The organism is Pseudoalteromonas sp. SWYJ118, assembly GCF_015864505.1.
Classification (GTDB): Bacteria; Pseudomonadota; Gammaproteobacteria; order Enterobacterales; family Alteromonadaceae; genus Pseudoalteromonas; species Pseudoalteromonas arctica.
Genome location: NZ_JADYXC010000003.1, coordinates 231,878 through 251,824, shown reverse-complemented (window position 1 = coordinate 251,824; position 19,947 = coordinate 231,878). Strand labels below are relative to the sequence as shown.

The 19,947-nt window shown below is 40.0% G+C and carries 20 protein-coding genes; 10 read left to right on the top strand and 10 right to left on the bottom strand.

Annotation, left to right across the window (positions count from 1 at the left end):
* Positions 1 to 76: 76 nt before the first annotated feature.
* Positions 77 to 2,158, bottom strand: coding sequence for a TonB-dependent hemoglobin/transferrin/lactoferrin family receptor (locus I6F48_RS05550; RefSeq protein ID WP_197119008.1), 2,082 nt, complete (start codon positions 2,156 to 2,158; stop codon positions 77 to 79).
* A gap of 139 nt (positions 2,159 to 2,297) precedes the next feature.
* Here I6F48_RS05550 and I6F48_RS05545 point away from each other — a divergent pair, with 139 nt between their 5' ends.
* Genes I6F48_RS05545 through I6F48_RS05530 form a run of 4 tightly spaced genes read left to right on the top strand, consistent with a single transcriptional unit; the run spans position 2,298 to position 5,657 of the window.
* On the top strand, positions 2,298 to 3,107 hold the full coding sequence (locus I6F48_RS05545) for a heme/hemin ABC transporter substrate-binding protein (RefSeq protein ID WP_197119007.1): 810 nt from the start codon (positions 2,298 to 2,300) through the stop codon (positions 3,105 to 3,107).
* Positions 3,104 to 4,156: a FecCD family ABC transporter permease gene (locus tag I6F48_RS05540; protein ID WP_197119006.1), complete on the top strand. Its 1,053-nt coding sequence runs from the start codon at positions 3,104 to 3,106 to the stop codon at positions 4,154 to 4,156. The genes I6F48_RS05545 and I6F48_RS05540 overlap by 4 nt, the downstream gene beginning before the upstream one ends.
* Positions 4,153 to 4,941: a heme ABC transporter ATP-binding protein gene (locus tag I6F48_RS05535; protein ID WP_197119005.1), complete on the top strand. Its 789-nt coding sequence runs from the start codon at positions 4,153 to 4,155 to the stop codon at positions 4,939 to 4,941. Before I6F48_RS05540 ends, I6F48_RS05535 begins: the two co-directional genes overlap by 4 nt.
* A complete protein-coding gene (locus I6F48_RS05530) occupies positions 4,938 to 5,657 on the top strand; it encodes a HugZ family pyridoxamine 5'-phosphate oxidase (protein ID WP_197119004.1) in 720 nt (239 codons plus the stop codon). The genes I6F48_RS05535 and I6F48_RS05530 overlap by 4 nt, the downstream gene beginning before the upstream one ends.
* Positions 5,658 to 5,723: 66 nt before the next feature.
* Here the strand turns inward: I6F48_RS05530 and I6F48_RS05525 are convergent, their stop codons facing one another.
* On the bottom strand, positions 5,724 to 6,656 hold the full coding sequence (locus I6F48_RS05525) for a ChaN family lipoprotein (RefSeq protein ID WP_197119003.1): 933 nt from the start codon (positions 6,654 to 6,656) through the stop codon (positions 5,724 to 5,726).
* A 726-nt stretch (positions 6,657 to 7,382) separates the two neighbouring features.
* Here I6F48_RS05525 and I6F48_RS05520 point away from each other — a divergent pair.
* Entirely contained in the window at positions 7,383 to 7,763 is a 381-nt protein-coding gene (locus I6F48_RS05520; RefSeq protein WP_010552898.1) for a hypothetical protein, read from the top strand.
* A gap of 226 nt (positions 7,764 to 7,989) precedes the next feature.
* Here the strand turns inward: I6F48_RS05520 and I6F48_RS05515 are convergent, their stop codons facing one another.
* Positions 7,990 to 8,490 (bottom strand): lactoylglutathione lyase family protein, encoded by a 501-nt coding sequence (locus I6F48_RS05515; protein WP_002959229.1) that lies wholly within the window; start codon positions 8,488 to 8,490, stop codon positions 7,990 to 7,992.
* Between the two features lie 119 nt (positions 8,491 to 8,609).
* Between I6F48_RS05515 and I6F48_RS05510 the strand changes: the two genes are divergently transcribed.
* Positions 8,610 to 9,485, top strand: a complete 876-nt coding sequence (locus tag I6F48_RS05510; protein WP_197119002.1) for a LysR family transcriptional regulator — start codon at positions 8,610 to 8,612, stop codon at positions 9,483 to 9,485.
* Between the two features lie 61 nt (positions 9,486 to 9,546).
* Here the strand turns inward: I6F48_RS05510 and I6F48_RS05505 are convergent, their stop codons facing one another.
* Both I6F48_RS05505 and I6F48_RS05500 read right to left on the bottom strand, forming a co-directional pair.
* Entirely contained in the window at positions 9,547 to 10,224 is a 678-nt protein-coding gene (locus I6F48_RS05505) for a haloacid dehalogenase type II (RefSeq protein WP_024591580.1), read from the bottom strand.
* An 80-nt stretch (positions 10,225 to 10,304) separates the two neighbouring features.
* Positions 10,305 to 11,081: a DODA-type extradiol aromatic ring-opening family dioxygenase gene (locus I6F48_RS05500; RefSeq protein WP_165727934.1), complete on the bottom strand. Its 777-nt coding sequence runs from the start codon at positions 11,079 to 11,081 to the stop codon at positions 10,305 to 10,307.
* A gap of 106 nt (positions 11,082 to 11,187) precedes the next feature.
* Between I6F48_RS05500 and I6F48_RS05495 the strand changes: the two genes are divergently transcribed.
* Positions 11,188 to 12,093, top strand: a complete 906-nt coding sequence (locus I6F48_RS05495) for a LysR family transcriptional regulator (protein ID WP_197119001.1) — start codon at positions 11,188 to 11,190, stop codon at positions 12,091 to 12,093.
* Position 12,094: 1 nt separating this feature from the next.
* Positions 12,095 to 13,042: a LysR family transcriptional regulator gene (locus tag I6F48_RS05490; RefSeq protein ID WP_166376680.1), complete on the top strand. Its 948-nt coding sequence runs from the start codon at positions 12,095 to 12,097 to the stop codon at positions 13,040 to 13,042.
* A gap of 65 nt (positions 13,043 to 13,107) precedes the next feature.
* On the opposite strand, the gene I6F48_RS05485 is transcribed toward I6F48_RS05490, so the two are convergent.
* Together I6F48_RS05485 and I6F48_RS05480 are read right to left on the bottom strand one after the other, a co-directional pair.
* Entirely contained in the window at positions 13,108 to 14,115 is a 1,008-nt protein-coding gene (locus I6F48_RS05485) for a zinc-binding alcohol dehydrogenase family protein (RefSeq protein ID WP_166376679.1), read from the bottom strand.
* Positions 14,116 to 14,236: 121 nt separating this feature from the next.
* Entirely contained in the window at positions 14,237 to 15,112 is an 876-nt protein-coding gene (locus I6F48_RS05480) for a LysR family transcriptional regulator (RefSeq protein ID WP_197119000.1), read from the bottom strand.
* A 90-nt stretch (positions 15,113 to 15,202) separates the two neighbouring features.
* Here I6F48_RS05480 and I6F48_RS05475 point away from each other — a divergent pair, with 90 nt between their 5' ends.
* Entirely contained in the window at positions 15,203 to 15,631 is a 429-nt protein-coding gene (locus I6F48_RS05475; protein WP_165727937.1) for a PACE efflux transporter, read from the top strand.
* Positions 15,632 to 16,091: 460 nt separating this feature from the next.
* Here I6F48_RS05475 and I6F48_RS05470 read toward each other — a convergent pair whose 3' ends face one another.
* Complete coding sequence (locus I6F48_RS05470) at positions 16,092 to 17,258, bottom strand: aldo/keto reductase (RefSeq protein ID WP_165727938.1); 1,167 nt, start codon at positions 17,256 to 17,258, stop codon at positions 16,092 to 16,094.
* A 351-nt stretch (positions 17,259 to 17,609) separates the two neighbouring features.
* Positions 17,610 to 18,848: an NADH:flavin oxidoreductase/NADH oxidase family protein gene (locus tag I6F48_RS05465; protein WP_165727939.1), complete on the bottom strand. Its 1,239-nt coding sequence runs from the start codon at positions 18,846 to 18,848 to the stop codon at positions 17,610 to 17,612.
* Between the two features lie 100 nt (positions 18,849 to 18,948).
* Between I6F48_RS05465 and I6F48_RS05460 the strand changes: the two genes are divergently transcribed.
* Complete coding sequence (locus tag I6F48_RS05460) at positions 18,949 to 19,356, top strand: MerR family transcriptional regulator (protein WP_165739552.1); 408 nt, start codon at positions 18,949 to 18,951, stop codon at positions 19,354 to 19,356.
* 352 nt (positions 19,357 to 19,708) lie between these two features.
* On the opposite strand, the gene I6F48_RS05455 is transcribed toward I6F48_RS05460, so the two are convergent.
* Entirely contained in the window at positions 19,709 to 19,900 is a 192-nt protein-coding gene (locus I6F48_RS05455; RefSeq protein WP_197118999.1) for a DUF3185 family protein, read from the bottom strand.
* Between the last annotated feature and the right edge of the window lie 47 nt (positions 19,901 to 19,947).

Here is a 19,947-nt window from a genome sequence, read left to right as displayed (position 1 = left end):
ATTTAACTTGAGTAAATATGTGACAAGTAAACGCTGCATTCCCATGCAGCGTTTGTTGCCATTTGTTTAGCCCTAATTAAAACTGGTAGCTTACTCTTGCTGAAAAGTTACGCCCAGGTTGGCTGTATTGGCTAAAATCAGCACTTTGCGACTGGCCTGCAATTAGCTCAAAAGGCACATATTCTTTATCGAGTAAGTTAAGTACGCCTACATTAAGCTGCCATGCTTGCCACTCGTAGTTTGCATATAAATCAACAATGCCGTAGCCATGCCCTTGTGTGGTTTTATCGCCGTTTGCATCAAGTACTACATCAGATTGCGATTTAGCTAAACGCCATGCAGCGGTCCAGTTAATATTACCGAGTTCTGTACTTAACAATACTGAGCCGTTTAACGGGCTAATGCTGGTAAGTGGCTGATCGGTTTCTTTGTTTTCACCATCAACGTAGGCCACGTTTGCCTCAAGCAGAATATTTTCAGCAACATACACGGCAATCCCTGCTTCTACACCGCTTATTTGTGTTTCGCTAATATTTTGATACTGATACAGCGTTTTGTTTACGCCAGGAATATACGTTGGCTCAACACCCACCACTGCAGTTTCAATAAAGTCATCGAATGCTGCATAAAAAGCACTTACATTTACGCTAATATCGCTGCTTGCGTACCTAAGCCCAAGCTCAAATGAGTCGCTGCTTTCTGGGTCTAAATCGGCGTTCGGTAATATTTGATAAAACGGCTCTACACCGTGGCTTTGATAAGCTTGGTCGTGTGGTGGTATTTTAAAACCTCGTACGTATTGCCCATACCACGACAAGTTATCATCCACTTGATATATAACACCTAGCTTAGGCGAAAAAGCAGATTCGGTAATATCATCAAGCTGCGCATCGGCATATAGTTCATCATTTTTAGCCTCTAAGGTGTAGTAATCATATCGCACGCCTGCAATAACCGACCACGCACTGTTATTAAACGAAATACTGTCTTGTACATAAGCGCCAATTAAAGAGGTATCGGCACCCGGAAACGCTTTTTGTTTTTGGTCTGTAAAATCAACCGTGCCATCAGCTAAAATACGCGTTTTTAAACGTGGGCGAGTGGTGTCGTATAAATCGATATCAATCCCGTATACCACTTCGTGATCGGTCGTTTCTCCTTTAAGTCCTTTATTAAATACTGCTTTTAAACCTAAAATATTTTGCTCAAAGCGATAGTCGTTATAATCGGTGTAGGTGCTTGCGCCACTAATTTGATCGCTTTGCTGCTCGTAACTACTGTAAGACACTTGCCCATACCATTTATCGAACGCGGCTGTTGCTACCTCTGAATGATAATCTAGCGCCAATGACCAACTAGTGTCGTCTTCTTCGGTTTCTTGAACGGCAGGAGTAATTACTTGCTCAATTGTTTGGTTAAAGTAATCGAGGGTATATTTAAGTGTGCGTTTTTCATCAAGCTGTTGCTCAAATTTAACTAATAAAGCATCCGACTTTGCATCGTAGCCGGGTAAGTTTTCGTCATAGTTTTGTACTTCCTCGCTGTCGCGGTGGCTATAAACCGCGCTTACAGCAAAGTCACCTAAGTCTTTTGCAGCGGTAATATCGGCGGCAACTTGATTACTTTGACCTTGATACCCCAGCGCCATTTTTACAAAGCTGCTGTTATCTTTTAAGTAATCGCTTGGATCTTTAGTGGTTATAACCACAATGCCGCCGAGTGCGTCAGAGCCATATAAAGACGATGCAGCACCTTTGGCTACTTCTACTTGTTTTACGCCTGCTACATCAAAGTAATTACGGCCAACTAAATAACCCCCTCCGCCTGCATAACCATCGTTGGTACGTCGGCCATCTTTTATAAATACAACACGGTTACCACCAACACCACGTACGGTGAGTGTTTGCGCGCCTGCACCACTACCAGTGGTTGCAATACTTGGGTCGTATTTAAACATGGTTTGTAAATCTACAGCTAGCTGGCGCTCTATGTCTTGCTCGGTAATAACAGTAACTGAGCCTGTTACATCTTTAAGCTTTTGTTCAAAGCGCGAGCCACTCACAACAATATGATCGTCAATTATGTTTTCGGCAAATGCAGTGCCCGAGCCAAGTAGTAAGGTTGCTATAGCAGTAAATTTAAATGCAGAGGGATTCATTTTAACTCCAAATGATAATAGTTATTATTTATGGCGAGGATGTTACAACTAAGTCAAATTAAGATCAATTAATTATGATAATCATTTTCATTTAGATTTAACTGGTTATAATAGCCGAAAAATAAAACCGGAGTGTGTAATGAAATACCTATTTATATTGTTTGCTTTAGTCGCTCAACCTGCACTTGCACAAGAGCGCGTTATTAGTGCTGGCGGCACCCTTACAGAAATAATTTATGCGCTAGGCAAACAAAGTACCCTTGTAGCGGTTGATCAATCGAGCATGTACCCGCAACAAGCTACGCAATTACCGCAGGTGGGTTATTACCGCGATTTAGTAGCAGAAGGCGTACTTTCTATGCGCCCAACCACCTTATTAGCACTTGAAGGAGCAGGGCGAAGCCAAGCGCTTAAACAAATTGAGGCAACAGGGGTTAAGCTAATTCATTATAAAAAGCCTACTTCTGTTAATGAGCTACTTGCGCTAATTAAACGCCTTGGTACCGATTTAAACGCTAAGCAAAAAGCGCAATCACTTATTACGCACATTACAAACTCATTACCTGTAAAAGCAAAAACGCAAACACACAGTGCGCTATTTTTACTCTCAGCTAATGAGCGCGGGCTTGTTGCGGCAGGGCAAGAAACCGTCCCTAATTTATTATTTAGCTATGCGGGCATTACTAATATAGCCGCTACGCATTCAGGCTTTAAAGCAATTAACAGTGAAGTACTTGCTGTAAATCAGCCCGAATTTTTAGTTGCGCCAAAGCATGTTGTACAAAGCCTTGGTGGTAAACAAGCCTTTTGTAAGCAAGCTCCGCTACGCTTATTAAAAGCCGCGCAAAGCTGTAACTTACTTGTAATGGATAGCTTACTTTCGCTTGGCATGTCGCCGCGTATTGCCACAGCAATTAATGAGCTTAACGAATATAAAACCCAATTATGAACACCCTAACATTGAGCCGCTTTACGCCCATAACACTTAGCCCAACCCATAAATGGATGCTATTAGCCTCTGTGTGTATTTTTGCTTTGGCGTTACTAAGCATAGGGTACGGCCCTGCCGGATGGGATTGGCGTTTAGCCATTGCTTGGCTTGCGCCCGAGTATTTTAACCAGTTTGATGCCCTGCAAATTAATGTAGTAATGCAAATACGCTTACCACGTTTTGTACTTGCTGTATTAGTAGGGCTGATACTTGCCCAAACAGGGGCGGCAACTCAAGCACTATGCCGCAACCCATTGGCCGACCCATCTATTATTGGCATTAGTGCCGGTGCGGCTATGGTTGCTGTGGCCTTTATAGCACTTAGCGCGCAGTTTAATTTTAACGCTCAGCTGTACTTACCTTATGCCTCGTTTTTAGGAGCGCTTGGCGTTACCTCGCTGGTATATTTTATTGCCAAGCAGCAAGGGCAAATTAATATCACCACACTTATATTAGTCGGGGTTGCTATTAACGCATTAGCATTTGCGATTATTGGGCTATTGAGCTTTTTTGCCGACGACAGTGCATTGCGATTAATAAATTATTGGACCATGGGCTCATTAGGTGGGGCAAGCTGGAGTACGATTATTCAAGCGGCGCCGTTACTGCTTATTAGCCTTATTGGCCTTTGGCAATTAAAAGAACCAATGAACTTACTCCTGATTGGCGAGTCACAAGCTCAGTACCTAGGAGTAGACACTAATAAACTTAAATTATATGTAATTATACTCGTTGCATTAGGAGTAGGTGCGGTTGTAGCGCTTACCGGTTTAATAGGGTTTGTTGGCTTGGTAGTCCCGCATATTGCTCGCTTAATGGTGGGGCCGCATTTACGTAATATGCTGCCGCTTTGTATGCTAATTGGCATAGTGGTATTGCTACTTTCAGACTGGCTAGCACGCATTGTAATAATGCCAGCAGAGCTACCCATTGGCATTATTACCGCGCTATTGGGCGCGCCATTGTTTATTTACTTAATCGTTAAAAATAAGCGAGGTTGGTCATGATCACGTTTAATAATTTAAGCGTTGGCTTTGATAATCATAGCGTTTTAAACGCTATTGATGGCAGCGCTAAACAAGGGCAACTTGTAGCACTACTTGGTGAAAATGGCGCAGGTAAATCTACCTTGCTGCATACCTTAGCAGGTATGCACTCCTTTACAGGCAGTGTACTTTTTAATGCTAAGCCGCTGGCCTCTCACGCTAAAAGACGCCTTGCAACACAGCGCGCAGTCATGATGCAAGCTAACCACGTAGGGTTTGATTTTAATGTATTTGAGCTTATTGCAATGGGTCGCTATCCGTATGTAGAGTCATTAAAAATGCAAAGCGAAAAAGTACATAAATACGCCGCTATTATGGATTTAAACCAGTATTTAACTCGCCGCGTAAGTGCGCTTTCGGGCGGAGAGCAACAACGTGTTCATATGGCGCGTACTTTAGCGCAGCTTAATGCCTTTACACAATCGGCAGAGCCAAAACTAATGCTGCTCGACGAGCCTACATCAGCACTTGATATGCGCCACCAACATGCACTGCTCAGCTGCGTTAAAACCTTTGTAGAGCAGGGCAACAGCGCCATTATTGCAATACACGATCTAAATTTAGCCAGCCTTTATGCAACCGATGCTATTTTACTGCACAACAAAAAAGTGTTGCAAAGTGGGCCTATAAACACCGTATTAACAGAACAAAACTTACAACAAATGTACGCCATGAAACTGCACGTAAATCCTCATCCTTATAACGATGCACCCATGGTTTTTTCCCAACGTCAGGAGTTTTTATGAGAGAGCAAGCATTAAACGATGCACGCACCTTGGTTTACAAAACCAATGCCGGTGTCATGTCGACTATTTCTAACAATTTACGCGGCTACCCGTTTGGCTCGGTAACCCCTTATATGTGCGACGAACAAGGCCGTGTTTACTTTTTTATTAGCGATATAGCCCAGCACACTAAAAATCTAAAGCACGACTCTCGTATGAGCCTTACTATATTTGATGCCGCCGACTACGGCGACCAAAACGAGCACGGGCGAGTAACACTCGTTGGCGATGGCTCTGTTGTGCCAAGCGAGCAAGCAGACACTTTACTCAACAATTATATTGCCTTATACCCCGAAGCCGCTAGCTATCGCAACGCGCACGACTTTCAGTTATGGCAATTAGACGTAATACGTGTGCGTTACATTGGTGGCTTTGGAAAAATATTTTGGCTTGAACAAAATGAATGGCAAGACGAAGTAAAAAACTGGGACGAAAGCCAGCAGCAAAGCATGATAAGCCATATGAACGACGACCATCAAGATGCTATGTCACTCATATTAATGCAGCACTATAACGTAGCCGATAACACCCCAATAATGAGCGGCCTACTACCCACTGGCTTTTATATACAAAGCCAAAAGCGTAACTACTTTATTAACTTTAAAACCCAGTGCAACAGCCCGATAGAGGTTCGCAAAGCGCTGGTTACGTTAACTAACCAAGCTCGAAGTAACTAAACTAAATACATGACGACATAGTTAACCTGAGCTCTGGTTAAGAGGTTTACTAACTATGTCGTTATTTTATAAGCAAGCTGTTTGCTCGCCTCGCTTGCCTAACGCTTTAAAAGCCGCTTGTTGATGTTCTTTTTGTATGTAACGGGGTGGCAAAGGGTTAACCTGCAACTGATATCCTGTTTGATTAGCTTGTACATTTGTTACCGGCGATATCCAGACAACATTTAACTCTGGCGCTAAACGTTTAATAACACGCGCTATACCTTCGCCATTTTTCACATGAAAATCGCCCGCAATATGCATTACCTGCGTATTTTTATGTGCTGTTATATAGTTAACAATAGACTCCCCCATGGTTTCATCCCATGTAACTTGTGCTGAAAAATAGTTTTCGTTTTGACTGGGCGAGCCGTGGTGCATTGAGGTCATAAAACGTTGTTTATATTCACTGGGGGACGTATCAATAGTGCTCGCAATATAGCTCTGCTGTGTTTCATCAAGTTTATTTAGGTAACTTATGCCTTGCCTGCCAACACACGTAACAATATTTTTAGGCGCATTTGCAGCGATTACATCGCTATTGTTCGTTTTTGCCAGCTCTACCAGCGCCCGATAATCGCTTTTGTAATTAGGCCATGCTTGGGTGTTATCAATTAAGTACTGCTCACCAATTTCACCCTTAACGAACTGGTTTAAAGTAAGCTGATCTGCGCGGCTAAATTGTTCAAGCGACAGGGCAGTGCGTTTATTACCTACACTTAATTGCTCAAATAACTCCGCCTGAAATAAATGTACGCCCGGATGTGTATGCCATTCACCCACTAAAACCACATCGGCATTTAATAGCGAAGGCTCTAATAATACAGAGCTAACAGGCTTTGCTTGTGCATTATAAAGCGCTGAGTAATAAAGCGATGAGCTTTTATCAGGCGGCACAGTGGTTGTACTACAACCACTCAAACCCGTAACTAACGCCAGAGTTAACATAGACTTTTTCATACACACCTTTCAAAACCCGTTAATACAAATAATTATCAATATCATATACTTGTAATACCTATTAAGCCAGCCAAACTGCTGCTTACTTACATAATCAAGGAAATGAGCGAAACGCGCATTTATATGCCTTAACTTTGCTTGTAAATATTAAATAGCTTTTGATAGCAATGCCTTAGGTAATTTGTTAAAACTGTATAAAGTAGAAACATGAGCGTGACATCGGCAGAAGTATGCTCGATTCGCGGCCTATAAAATTGTTAGATGTTAAATGGAGTTCTATGAAGCATCCACTTTTTAGTGAAAACATGGAAGATGGTTTTAGCCTATTCTTACTAAAATGTTCAGAATCAAGAAGCTGTCTCTTATTTGGTACCTCAGCTCTTTTGTTATTTATATTTGCAAGTCAAAACACCAGTTTTATGAGTTTCCTTAATGAACACTGGTTTGGTAACATTCTTAAGATTTTATGTGTAATTGGAGCTTTATTAAGTTGGTTTTCAGCACAAGCACATTCATATAAAAATGGACACTTTAAACTAGTAGCTTCCATATTCTTACTTTGGCCCATTAGCTATATATACTTGTTTTATATACAGTTAACTAAAAAACCTAACGTAAATATCAAATGAAAAAATTATAGCTGGCTGTTTTTTGTTCCTAAAACCATTTTGGTCAACTATATTTTTCCGCTTATGTAAGCGTTAGGCACTGGAGAAGGTTTAATAGATGGAACCAAATTATTCAGAATATTCTATTACTGAATTGCAAGAAGCTATCACGTCTATTGATAGGGCTTTGTACCCTGAACGCTTTGAGCTATTAAAAGCCGAACTATTAAATAGAGACGAGGAAGAGCATAATGCTTCTCAATTAGTAAGTCTTTCATCAAAGGACTTACTTATTAAGCTCAGCAATGCATTTTTTGTAATTCCGTTGATGATCTATGTAGGAGTAGATGCACTTAATAGCGGTGAAATACTCCTTAAAGGAGCAGCTATATCAAAAAATGAAAACTTTATATTATTTACATTAAGCGTAATGTTTTGTTTTTTAATCTCAGCGGTACTGACATGTAGCCTGTTTGTGGATAAGAGCAAAAGTTCCTAACAAATACATTATGTCGTTCATAAATTCACTAGGACACAGTTCGATTGGTAGTGTTTTTCTGGAGGTTGATAATATTTTCAACTCAGGGCAAAACATGCTGCACAAGCTAAGCAAAAACAAGTTATAGAGAATAAGAAGACGGTGAAGTGTATTTAAAAACTCTATAACTGAAACAAAAAGACCGCAGTAATAAATACTGCGGTCTTTGTTTTTAGCTAAGTGCTATTTAGTAAGCGCCTGCGCTGTAAATTAGCTCGTAGCTGTGGCTGTAAATCTCAAGTATGTTACCAAACGGGTCTTCCATGTAGATCATGCGGTATGGTTTTTCACCTGGGTAGTAATAACGTGGGGCTTCCATACGTTTTTTACCGCCAGCTTCCACAATACGCTCGGCTAAACCTTCTACATCAGGGTCTTGAACGCAAAAATGGAAAATACCAGTTTTCCAGTATTCAAAGTTGTCTTTAGGGTTTTCTTGGTTTTTAAATTCAAAAATTTCGACACCAATACGATCGCCTGTAGATAGGTGTGCTATTTTGAATTTTTCCCATTTTTCACCAAACACTTCTGTACACATTTCACCAATTGGGCTTTTATCTTCGGTTATCAAAGTAGGTTCCATAATAGTGTACCAACCCATAACCTTTGTATAAAACTCAACGGCTTTTTCAACGTCGGGTACTGAAATACCAATGTGCGAAAAACTACGTGGATATGTATGACTCATAATGCTTCCTCTTTAACGTGTGACTTATTTTGTCTTACGACTAGTTGATGGAGTTAGTTTACGAACCGCTACATATTAAGTAAAATTATCATTAATCATCATTTTGAGTACATTTTGTAATGATAAATCCAACATGGCTAAACACCTTTTGCACTTTGGTTGAAGTAAATCACTTTACCCAAACAGCTGAGCGCCTTTATATGACCCAGTCTGGCGTAAGTCAGCATATTAAAAAGCTAGAGCAGCAAGTTAACTGCGCTTTACTTGAGCGCCATGGTAAGCAGTTTTCTCTTACTCCTCAGGGCCAAAACTTATATCAGCAGGGCAGCCTACTTCTTAAAGATTGGCAATTTTTAGAACAACAATTAAAAGATGATTCGCCGTACAGCGGAGCGGTAAAGATTCAATCTCCGGGCAGTTGTGGTTTAAAGTTTTATAATCAATTATTAGCACTGCAATCTGAGCATAAAGAACTAATTATTGATTACCGCTTTGCGCCCAATGTAAGTGTTGAACAAGCTGTAGCAAACCACAGTGCCGACATTGGGTTTTTAACTCAAGCTCCAACATTTAGCGAACTAACCAGCCATAAAATAAGCCAAGAGCCACTACTACTTGTAACGCCTGCAGGTATAAACATGCCTAATTGGCAAACCCTGTGTGAGCTAGGGTTTATTGCTCACCCCGATGCAAGCCATCATGCGCAGCTACTACTAAGCGAAAACTACAGTGAGTTTGAGCATATTGACCAAATAAGACGTACGGGATTTTCTAACCAAATTAGTTTGATACTAGAACCTGTAAGCTTAGGGCTGAGTTTTACGGTATTACCTGCTCATGCTGTTGGCGCATTCAATAAACCACTACTTATAAAAACACATCATTTAAAATGTCCGGTTAGTGAATCTATTTATGTGTGCCATCACCGAAATAGGCCGTTGGCAAAACGTATGAATACAGTGATTGAGCTAATAAAGGCGGGAGTAAATAGTTAAAACGTAAACCCCCTTTACACCCACGGCACTTAATACCATAAGCAAAAGGGGGAATAGAAAATTAGTTAACGCTTTCTAATTTTGCTTTTAAATCGAGTAAATCGGTTGCAATAGTATTTGGCTGTATTTCCCACGGATCAAAAATTGAATCTTTAGATCGTTGAATCCACGCCGCTCGCATACCGTGCGATATGGCACCGGTTACATCAAACGGGTTACTTGATACAAGCCACGTGTTTGCGCCTGTTGAATTGGTTTCGCGTAAAAAGTGGCTATAAACCCCTGGGTTTGGTTTAAAGGTTTTAACGTCGTCGGCACTTACTACCCCTTCAAAAAGCTCACTAATGCCAGCGGTTTCTAATAAGGTATGAACTGCGTCGGCAGCGCCGTTTGAAAATGCAAACAAACGGTAATCTTTCGCTTTTAATTGCTCAAGGCCTGCTTTTACATCATCGAACGCAGGAAGCGTTTTATAAAGCTCTAGCAGTTGCCCCTTTTGATCTTCACTTAGCTCGGTTTTGTGCGCTAAGCAGGCGTAATCGAGTGCGTGTTTTGTACATAGCGAGAAAGGAATATAATTTTGCATTAATCCACGTCTAAATGAATACTCTAATTGCTTTTCGCGCCATGTATTTGAAAATGCTTGGGCGTTATCGCCAATCATGTCGTCGAGTAAGGACAGTACGCCGTGAGTGTTTATTAGCGTACCGTATACGTCAAATGCAAGTGTAGTTGCCATGTTTGCTCCGCAATAAAATAAATGAAGTTGGTTTTAGAGTACTTGCTTACAGCTTAACTTAATTTGAACGAACGCTCAAATTAATAAAACTTATAAGCATCGAGTGCTAAAATATCCATTTCTATATCTTCATGTATTTTTTTGGCTTTACCGTCACTACTTCCAAGCGCTGCAAAAAGAGGTAAAAAGTGCTCCTGGGTAGGGTGATTAAATAAAGCATGGGGTGCTTCATTTAAATAGCTAAGTAACGCCTGGGTGTTTTGCGCTATTAATTTTTGCTCAACCCAATAAGTAAACTCATTAACCATTTGAACACGATTAGGTGTAGCAGGGCTTTTAAATATTTCACGTAGATTGTGACTAATACCGCCTGAGCCAATAATTAATACGTTATCGCTGCGCAGTGGTGCAAGTAACTGTCCGTATTTATACATCGCCTGAGCGCCTAAACGCGTGTTAATAGACACCTGAACAATGGGAATATTAGCTGCTGGGTACATTAAGCGCAGCGGGATCCACACACCATGATCCCACCCTTGATCTGCACTTTGCACCGTTTTAATACCCGCTTTGTAAAAGTGCTCACTAATAGTATTAGCAAGCTTAGGGTCTCCTGGTGCTGGGTATTGAATTTCATATAGGGGCTTGGGGAAGTTATAAAAGTCGTGAATAGTATGCGGCGTATCTCCTGATGTAATAACTATATCGTGCGCTTCATCAAAGTGGGCAGAAAAAACCACAATAGCACGTGGTTTACTAAGCGTTTGACCTAATGATGCAAGAAAATCTGACGTAGCCGATTGCTGAACAGCCATCATTGGCGAGCCGTGAGATATAAATAAAGCTGGCTGAGTCATACTAAAACCTTAAACAAATAAACGTGTTATAAACACTATATAAGTTTCTAATTTGACGATAAATATGATACTTATTTATACATTATCAACAAGGCATTGTTAAAAAATGGATAAGCTCACCACCATGAAGACCTTTTTAGCCGTTGTGCAAGAAGGATCATTTTCAAAAGCGGCCGATAAACTCGATATTTCGCCGCAGTTAGTCAGCAAATATATTTCTGCGCTGGAAGATAATCTACGCACACGTTTATTACACCGTACAACGCGAAAAGTAAGTGTTACAGAGGCTGGAAATCAGTATTATCAGCGTTGTCAGCAGGTGGTTATTGATATTGAAGACATGGAAAACTCCCTCAATAACTTAAGCGAAAATGTATCGGGTGTGCTTAGTATTAGTGCGCCTATGTCGTTTGGTACAAAGCATTTAGCAGGCTTGCTAGTTGATTTTCAAAAGCAGTATCCAAATTTAAAGTTAGATTTACGGCTCACCGACCAATATGTAGACATAGTAGAGCAGGGTATTGATATTGCTCTGCGCATTGGCGTATTAAAAAACTCAACGTTGATAGCTAAAAAAATTGCACCTATACACCTAGCGGTGTTTGCGTCACCCGACTATTTAAAACGCCATGGCACGCCACAAACGCTTTTAGATTTACAGTCACATAATTATTTACGCTATTCCCACAGCGAGCCCACAAAGCGATTATTTGGGGTTAATGAGCTAAAAAGCGAGCTAAAGCTTGAAAGTAACTTTGTGGCTAACAATGGTGATTTGCTACTAAATACAGCCATTGCGGGTGGTGGTATTGCTATGCAGCCAACATTTATAGCAGGGGAAGCACTGGCTCAAGGTAAAGTAGTGCGCATTTTAAAAGACTATGAACCCGAGCCAATGGGGCTTTACATGGTGTATGCAAACAGACAGTTTTTACCCAGTAAAGTACGTGCGTTTGTTGATTTTGCAAGTGGCTATTATGGCGATACACCTTACTGGGATTTAGGAGAGTGATATGTCGATAACTAATCAATTAACGTTATTTGTAGATGTAGTGCAAAAAGGCTCATTTGCCAAAGCCGCAGCACTGCATGATATGGATAATTCGTCGCTGTCTAAACAAATTAAAAAACTCGAAACCAGTTTAGGTGTGCAATTGTTAAATCGTTCTACGCGCTCGTTTTCGCTCACCTCAGCAGGAGAGGAAATTTTAACGCAAGCGCATATTCTTATCGATACACTTTCTGATATCCATAGCATAGCCGACTCGTATCAGGCAAAGCCAAAAGGTATTTTGCGCATTACCTCCGGTATGTTTTTTGGTCAGCAGTATATTCAGCCCGCTATTAATATATTTATGCAAAAGTATCCTGAGGTAAAAATAACCTTGATGCTTGACGATAAGCGTAACGATATTATTGCCGATCATTACGATTTAGCCTTTAGAATAGGCAAACTAAACGACTCTAATTTAATGGCTAGAAAAATTGCTAATATGCACTTTGCGCTTGTTGCATCACATGATTTTATAAAAAAGCACGGAATGCCAAGCACGCCAGAAGATTTATTAGCTTTACCCGCTATTATTTATGGCAATGGCGATGTAAGTCTCGACCAAGTTAAGTTAAGCACTGAGCCTCATGGTGATGAGCAAAAAATACATAAAATGAAAGGCAATTACAAAGTGAGTGATGTACGCGCTATGGTCGATGCAGTAAAAGCAGGGCTTGGGTATGTAATGCTCGATTTATTTAATCTAGAAGAACCTATTGATAAAATGGGCCTTGTGCCGCTTTTAACTAATTATAAACTATCAACTATGGGCACAGGTATTTACGCGCTTTACCCTCATCGTAAACAAACCCCATTGGTAAGTGAGTTTATTAAAACCGTGCAAGAGTATATTGGTACACCGCCATTTTGGGTTGAACATATGCCTAATTACAAACAGTTATACAAATAGCAGATATAAAAAAGCCCCGTTAGGGGCTTTTTTGTGTACTCAAAATATACTTATAAAGTGGTTATTTAAAAGCCCTCTAAAACAACTTTACCTTTAGCCGTTTGCGTTTCAAGATGCTGATGCGCTTTACGTAAATTAACGGCGTTAATAGTGCCTAAATGCTCACCAAATGTTGTTTTAATCAGGCCTTCGTCAATCATCGTCGCTACGTTATTTAAAATAACGTGTTGCTCTTGCATATCGTCTGTTTTAAATAATGAACGAGTAAACATAAGCTCCCAATGTACCGACACACATTTGGTTTTGAATGGCACAATATCAAGTGTTTCAGGGTCGTCAATCAGTGCAAACTTACCTTGTGGCTTAATCACTTTAACTATTTCAGGCAAGTGTTGAGCAGTGTTATTTAAACTAACGACATAATCTACTTCACCTAAATTTTTAGCTGCAAACTCTTCACTTAATAAATTACGGTGATTAATAATAGTATCGGCACCTAAATCCTCTAACCACGACGTGGTTTCGGCGCGAGACGCTGTAGCAATAATTTTAAGCTTAGTGCGCTGCTTTAACAATTGCACCATAATTGAGCCTACACCGCCGGCAGCACCAATCACTAAAATACTTTTAGAATCATCATTTTCAGCTACGTTTAATCTATCAAACAACAACTCCCATGCGGTAAGGCTAGTAAGAGGAAGCGCTGCGGCTTCAAAGTTAGATAACGTCGTTGGCATTTTACCTACAATACGCTCATCAACTAATTGAAACTGTGCATTACTACCTGAACGCGTTACATCGCCGGCATACCAAACTTTGTCGCCAGGTTTAAATAAAGACACATTTTCGCCAACAGATTTAACAACGCCTGTAGCATCAAAGCCAAGTACTTTGTATTCGCCTTCTGGCGCTGGCATTGATTCACGAATTTTAAAATCAGCCGGATTAACAGATACTGCTTTTACTTCCACTAAAATATCGTGGCCGTGTGCTGTTGGCATTTCAAGTTCGATGTCTTGAAGTGATAGCTCGTTTGAAACAGGTAAGTTTTGTTGATATCCAATTGCTTTCATGTGTTTTGCCTCTCGTCGTTTAATACGCTGTGTTAATGACGCTATTTTGGCTTTATTGACACAGTTAAAAAAGAGGTAAAAAACCCAATCATTATGGAAATAATATTCCACAATAGAAATTTTATAACAGCCCTCGTAATACACTTCGAAGCGCTTTAAACGCTTTTTGATTACTATGCCGCTGATGCTGTAATACATCAACATTAGCCAACCAACCCATTTTTTCAAACTCAAGAGGAAGTTTAACCAGCTCACCACTTTGTACTGCATCTAGAGCTACATGGTTTGGTAATAAGCACCACCCGTTACCTTGTATTGCTAGCTCGAGTAATACAAAGTAATTATCGGCATACCAAATCTCTGGGCTAATTTTTAGCTGAAAGCTGCTTGTTTGTGTATTGCGCGAACGAAGAAGAAGTTGTCTATGTAGCCGAAGACCATCCATATTCTCACATCTGATCCCCGCTAAAGGGTGCGACTTAGCAACATATAAATCAAATTTTACCGTTCCAATACATTCATAGTCTAAGTAACTCGGTATATTTAATTCACTAAAAATAATACCCGTCATAGGCTTTTCGCTGTTTAGCATGTCAATTATGTCATGGCTGGATGCACTTAAAAACTCAAGCGATACGTAAGAATACTTACTTTGCAGCTTGCTAATAATACTCGCGATAGTTTTAAACGGGATCCCTTCGTCAAGTGCGATAGTGATTTCGGTTGGTGTTTTTTCGTTTAGTGCTAATGCAGAGTTTGTTAATCGCTGGTGTTGATTAAGCACGGCCTTAGCCTGGGGTAGTAACTGTTTACCGGCTTCGGTTAATTGTGGATAGCGCCCTGTGCGCTCAAATAATGTCGCATTACAGTCTATTTCTAAATTAATAATATGCTGACTTACTACCGACTGCGCTTTACTTAAACTACGCGCTGCGGCCGAAAACGATCCAGCCTCAACGGTAGCTACAAATGCCTGAAGTTGTTCAATACTAAACATATCGCTTTTACCGATACTAGCTAACTAACATGTATCTTAATAATGAATGAAAATAACCGTCTCGTCATTCACTAAAGAACTTATTTATATATGAACACAGCAGAACGTATTTTTCAGGCCCTAATATTTGAGATGATTGCATTATTTATTATTGTTCCTGCATCTGTTTATTTTGGTGGGTTTGCAACAGGAAAAATGGCAATTGTAGGTATTGGTTTATCAATTTTTGCCATGTTGTGGAACTACATTTACAACATAGTGTTTGATAAAATAGTTGGGCATAACCGAATCGAGCGAGGTTTAGTAACCCGCATTACGCATGCATGTGGCTTTGAGCTGGGTATGTTAGTAATAACGCTGCCAATACTTGCTTGGTATTTAAATATTACATGGCTAGCCGCTACAGCATTAGAAGCTGGCTTTTTAGTTTTTATACTCATATACACGTATATTTTTAATGTGTTGTACGATAAGTACCAACCTTACAAAAGATGGGTTAATAAATCGCAATGTGCTTGATATTTTTAAGTTTATAAAAGCAACGCTGTGGAGTATTGAGATCGTTTTGGCAAAAGCGCAATGGCAATAAATAACGGTAAATGTGGCTTTTAATTAAACCAATTAGCACTGCTCAATTGACTAAGTAGTGCTAATTTACTATTTGTACTATTTACCGGCTAACTGTAATGGGGGTTTACAGTAACTTTTTGCTTTATATATTTAGCCCTTTCAATATGTTCCACACGCTCTCACCACTAGGATGAAGCGCAGCATGATACCGATACGCGTAATATGTAATAGGCACGTAATAATGCTTTTGACTACCTAATAACTAAGTTTAAAAACTTCGTTTTTAAACGCCAGCAAGCTGCGCTTATACAAATGCCCAACAATCAATGTACTTACTACTAAGCGTTGCTTAAAAATAAACCACACTGACTATAACTAGGTGTGCCAAGCAAATGGCACACCTATTTTGTTATGTGGGTATGGGCGCGTTTTCTGCAATAAGCTGTTTAGATTTCAATTCACTCCAAAATTCGCTTGGTATGGTAACTTTCATTGAGGCTACATTAGCTTTAATTTGCTCTGCCGTGCGTGCGCCAGGAATAATTGAGGATACCGTTGAAGGTGCCTCTGCGAATTGCAGTGCAGCTGTTTTAATATCAATCCCATGTTTAGATGCAATGTCGCTTATTGCATTAAACTTTTGCTGCATAGGCCCAGGAATTTTAGGTGAATAATTAAAGCGGTTACGACCGGCTAAAAAACCACCATTAAGCGGAGCACCAATGACTGCTGAAACACCTCGTTTATCAAGCATAGGAAAGGTTTTATCAAGTGCCTGCTTATGATCTAAAATTGAATATTGCAGCGCTAGTAAGCAAATATCAGGGTCTGACATATCAAGCGCTTTATAAATAGCATGAGGTGTATTTACTCCAAAACCCCAGCCTTTAATTATTCCTTCATCACGCATTTTAGTTAACTCAGGAATAGCCCCTTTTGCAGCCTGATCAAAATACTTAAGCCAATCATCTCCCATATCACTATTTTGCGGTGATAAATCGTGAATATAAACAATATCAAGTGAGGCGACACCAATACGATGTAACGTGTCTTCTATTGAACGACGCGTACCTGATGCAGAGTAATCATATTTATAATGAAAAGGTGAGTGATCAGCCCAATGCCAACTATTTTCTAGAGGCTCTGCTGAAGGGGTAAGAAGGCGACCTACTTTTGAGGATAAAACATAATCTTCATGCTTTTTGTTTCGAAGTAAATCACCGAAGCGCCTTTCACTTAAACTCAAGCCGTAAAAAGGTGACGTATCAAAATGACGAATACCAGAATCCCATGCTGCATTTAGCATTGTTAAAATTTCTGCATCGCTTGATATAGTATTAAAGCCATTCCCAGCGGCAAGACCGCCTAAGCCCATTCTGGATTCAGGCCGGTAATGCTTAGCGTTAGTAACATCGTTTGTGGGCAGAGCAGCGCTTTTATCTATTGATCCTTTAGTTTGCATAACACTGCCGTTAGACATTTTTACTTTTAATTGTTCAGCCAAAGCTGAAGCACTAAAAATAGAGCCTAAACTTAAAGCAGCGCCTGCTTTAATAAAATTTCTGCGAGATACCATGTAACTATTCTCCTTGAGTAAGGTTAAATATCTACGCTATAAACTAGTATAAATACCAACCAAACTCAAGCGAGAGGAAAGCAATAAATGTCAATACTTTCAATAAGATAGCTAAATTAACAAACGCTGAACGCGCACTTTAATTAACATTTTAGAATGATTATTTTCTTTACTCGTACAGTACTTTAATATGCACAAAATAGTGCACTTTAATAGCTTGATAAAAAAGCAAACTTCCAAATTGGTGCACGCCTTAATACTCATTTACACAACATAAAAATGGTTACATTTATTCAAGTGTAAAAATTAGTAAACAAAACCGGAATACATAAAAAGAGTGAATACCAAAGCTTAGTTAATCTCACTAGCAAAGCGATTGCGGTAACGCTTAGTTAATTTAACCGAGCGTAGCTGGTCGCTAATTAAAGTAAATATTGGTGAAGCGTTTGTTTTTACAGATTTGCCTTGGCCTATACGTCGTATTTGCCTTTTTACCAGTGCCATAGTGGCAAGCCCTGCGAGGGTTTTATCTTGCCAAGTAACACTGGGTAATACGGCTAGTTGCAGTGGCTCATTTTGCCATTTGTTTGGTAAATTTGGTTGGTATGCAAGCGCAGTGGCAATACCCACGAGGGCCACTCCACTTTCAATCACGTTGTTGGCAATAGATAAGCGACTAATGCCGCCGGTGGTCATTATTGGGATTGATGAGCGGTGGCTAATCGCTTTTGCAAACTCTAAAAAGTATGCTTCGCGGGCAAGTGTGCGTTCGTCACCTGTTTTACCTTGCATGGCAGGGGCTTCGTAGCTACCACCCGAAAGCTCTACAAAATCAACATTGAGTTCATTCAATAAATCCACTACAACTTGCGCGTCACTGGATTCGAACCCACCACGTTGAAAATCTGCAGAGTTTAACTTTACTGAAACCGAAAAGGTCGGGGAACAAACCGCTTTAATACTGCGGGTTATTTCGAGAAGTAAACGGGCTCTATTTTGTAAACTTCCCCCCCATTTATCGTCGCGCTTATTGGTAAGTGGCGATAAAAACTGGGCAAGTAAATAGCCATGCGCTGCATGTATTTGTACGCCATTAAAACCGGCTTTTTCGGCTTGTAGTGCAGTTTGTGTAAAGCGGGTAATAACATCGTCAATGTCGGTTTGCGTCATTGCCTTTGGTACGCCAAATAAGTGCGAGTGCTTACCCATATTAAGTGCAATACTTGACGCTGATAGAGCCTTTCCACCCATTTTTTTAAATACTTGCCTACCAGGGTGATTAATTTGCATCACCACTTTGCAATTATTTTGCTTTGATAAACGAGCAAGCTCGGCAAAGGCAGTAATATCGGTACTTTGCTCAAGCACAAGGCCACCAGGGCCTGTCATCGCTAAATGATCAACCATTACATTGCCAGTAATAATTAGCCCTGTACCGCCTTTAGCCCATGCGCTATAAACGTTTTTAAGTGCTTGGGAGGGTGTTTGGTCCTCTTGTGCTAGGTTTTCTTCCATAGCGGCTTTGGCAATACGATTTTTTAATACTAAACCACTTGGCAAGGTAAAGGAGGTAAACACAGGGTTGCGCATAATTATTGGCTAATTAAATTGACATTAAAACAACTATAACCTTAAAGTTAGCTTGAAGGTCAACCTACTAAGTTTATGTAAAGTGGAGTTATTATTAGTTATGAAAATAGGCGAACTTGCAAAACTTACCAACATACCTGCCAGCACTATTCGTTTTTACGAAAGCAAAGGGTTATTAACACCAACCACTCGCAGTGCTAATGGTTATAGGCTGTACACCCAACAAAACTTAGAAAAACTGCAATTAATTAAATTTTCACAAAGCTTGGGTTTTTCACTCAACGAAATACCTTTATTACGTAACGAAAACGGCGAGCTAAACCACACAGTAATAATCGAACGTTTAGAAAAAAAACAAAAAGAAGCTGACATTTTGATTGAGAAAATGCAGAAAAAGTCACAGCGTATTGGCAGTTTAACTGCGTTACTAAACTCTTATTGGGATAAAGGCGAATGCCTGCCAGAAAGTAAATTAAATGAATTACTAGAAGTGATGGATTACAAATAAACTAATACAGCTTATTCAGGGCCTGTTTATCTTTTGAGGTTGAATTTGCAGCAGACTGTTTGGTATTTAGGCAAGGCAGAGTCTATGTAGTGTGGTTATTCCCCATAAACAGACGATAACGTAGTATAAATGCCAAACATGCGCTGCCCTAAGGGTTCTGCCTAGGGGCAATTTACTCTTTGTAGCTCGGTTTTTACTTATTATTACATGGATGTAAGCCATTAGAATAACGCAGGAGCAGTTATCGAGCCCACTAAATTACAAACCTCGCGCCGCGATTAAATAGCCCCTAGATTGAACACATTTTATCCTGAAAGGTCAACAAGCCCCAGTAAGCTGTATTTTATTTATGTTACTTAAGCTTTTTAATGCCAATTAACACACAGATGGCACCGCCAATAATACCCACCCATGCTTCTATTGGTGTATCACCACTAAATGCGCGGCTTAACTGCGAAGCCGCCGCATCATAAACGTCATATCCCCACATAATTAAAGCGATACCTATAACTATTAAAACAATACCTATAATCTTATTATTCATAAACACCTCTGGTTTCTAACGTACATTATTTAACATACTTAATTGAA

Excerpts from the sequence above, each read along its gene's own strand:
- I6F48_RS05550 (WP_197119008.1), bottom strand. The coding sequence starts at position 2,158 with ATGAATCCCTCTGCATTTAAATTTACTGCTATAGCAACCTTACTACTT.
- I6F48_RS05545 (WP_197119007.1), top strand. The coding sequence starts at position 2,298 with ATGAAATACCTATTTATATTGTTTGCTTTAGTCGCTCAACCTGCACTT.
- I6F48_RS05540 (WP_197119006.1), top strand. The coding sequence starts at position 3,104 with ATGAACACCCTAACATTGAGCCGCTTTACGCCCATAACACTTAGCCCA.
- I6F48_RS05535 (WP_197119005.1), top strand. The coding sequence starts at position 4,153 with ATGATCACGTTTAATAATTTAAGCGTTGGCTTTGATAATCATAGCGTT.
- I6F48_RS05530 (WP_197119004.1), top strand. The coding sequence starts at position 4,938 with ATGAGAGAGCAAGCATTAAACGATGCACGCACCTTGGTTTACAAAACC.
- I6F48_RS05525 (WP_197119003.1), bottom strand. The coding sequence starts at position 6,656 with ATGAAAAAGTCTATGTTAACTCTGGCGTTAGTTACGGGTTTGAGTGGT.
- I6F48_RS05520 (WP_010552898.1), top strand. The coding sequence starts at position 7,383 with ATGGAACCAAATTATTCAGAATATTCTATTACTGAATTGCAAGAAGCT.
- I6F48_RS05515 (WP_002959229.1), bottom strand. The coding sequence starts at position 8,490 with ATGAGTCATACATATCCACGTAGTTTTTCGCACATTGGTATTTCAGTA.
- I6F48_RS05510 (WP_197119002.1), top strand. The coding sequence starts at position 8,610 with ATGATAAATCCAACATGGCTAAACACCTTTTGCACTTTGGTTGAAGTA.
- I6F48_RS05505 (WP_024591580.1), bottom strand. The coding sequence starts at position 10,224 with ATGGCAACTACACTTGCATTTGACGTATACGGTACGCTAATAAACACT.
- I6F48_RS05500 (WP_165727934.1), bottom strand. The coding sequence starts at position 11,081 with ATGACTCAGCCAGCTTTATTTATATCTCACGGCTCGCCAATGATGGCT.
- I6F48_RS05495 (WP_197119001.1), top strand. The coding sequence starts at position 11,188 with ATGGATAAGCTCACCACCATGAAGACCTTTTTAGCCGTTGTGCAAGAA.
- I6F48_RS05490 (WP_166376680.1), top strand. The coding sequence starts at position 12,095 with ATGTCGATAACTAATCAATTAACGTTATTTGTAGATGTAGTGCAAAAA.
- I6F48_RS05485 (WP_166376679.1), bottom strand. The coding sequence starts at position 14,115 with ATGAAAGCAATTGGATATCAACAAAACTTACCTGTTTCAAACGAGCTA.
- I6F48_RS05480 (WP_197119000.1), bottom strand. The coding sequence starts at position 15,112 with ATGTTTAGTATTGAACAACTTCAGGCATTTGTAGCTACCGTTGAGGCT.
- I6F48_RS05475 (WP_165727937.1), top strand. The coding sequence starts at position 15,203 with ATGAACACAGCAGAACGTATTTTTCAGGCCCTAATATTTGAGATGATT.
- I6F48_RS05470 (WP_165727938.1), bottom strand. The coding sequence starts at position 17,258 with ATGGTATCTCGCAGAAATTTTATTAAAGCAGGCGCTGCTTTAAGTTTA.
- I6F48_RS05465 (WP_165727939.1), bottom strand. The coding sequence starts at position 18,848 with ATGCGCAACCCTGTGTTTACCTCCTTTACCTTGCCAAGTGGTTTAGTA.
- I6F48_RS05460 (WP_165739552.1), top strand. The coding sequence starts at position 18,949 with ATGAAAATAGGCGAACTTGCAAAACTTACCAACATACCTGCCAGCACT.
- I6F48_RS05455 (WP_197118999.1), bottom strand. The coding sequence starts at position 19,900 with ATGAATAATAAGATTATAGGTATTGTTTTAATAGTTATAGGTATCGCT.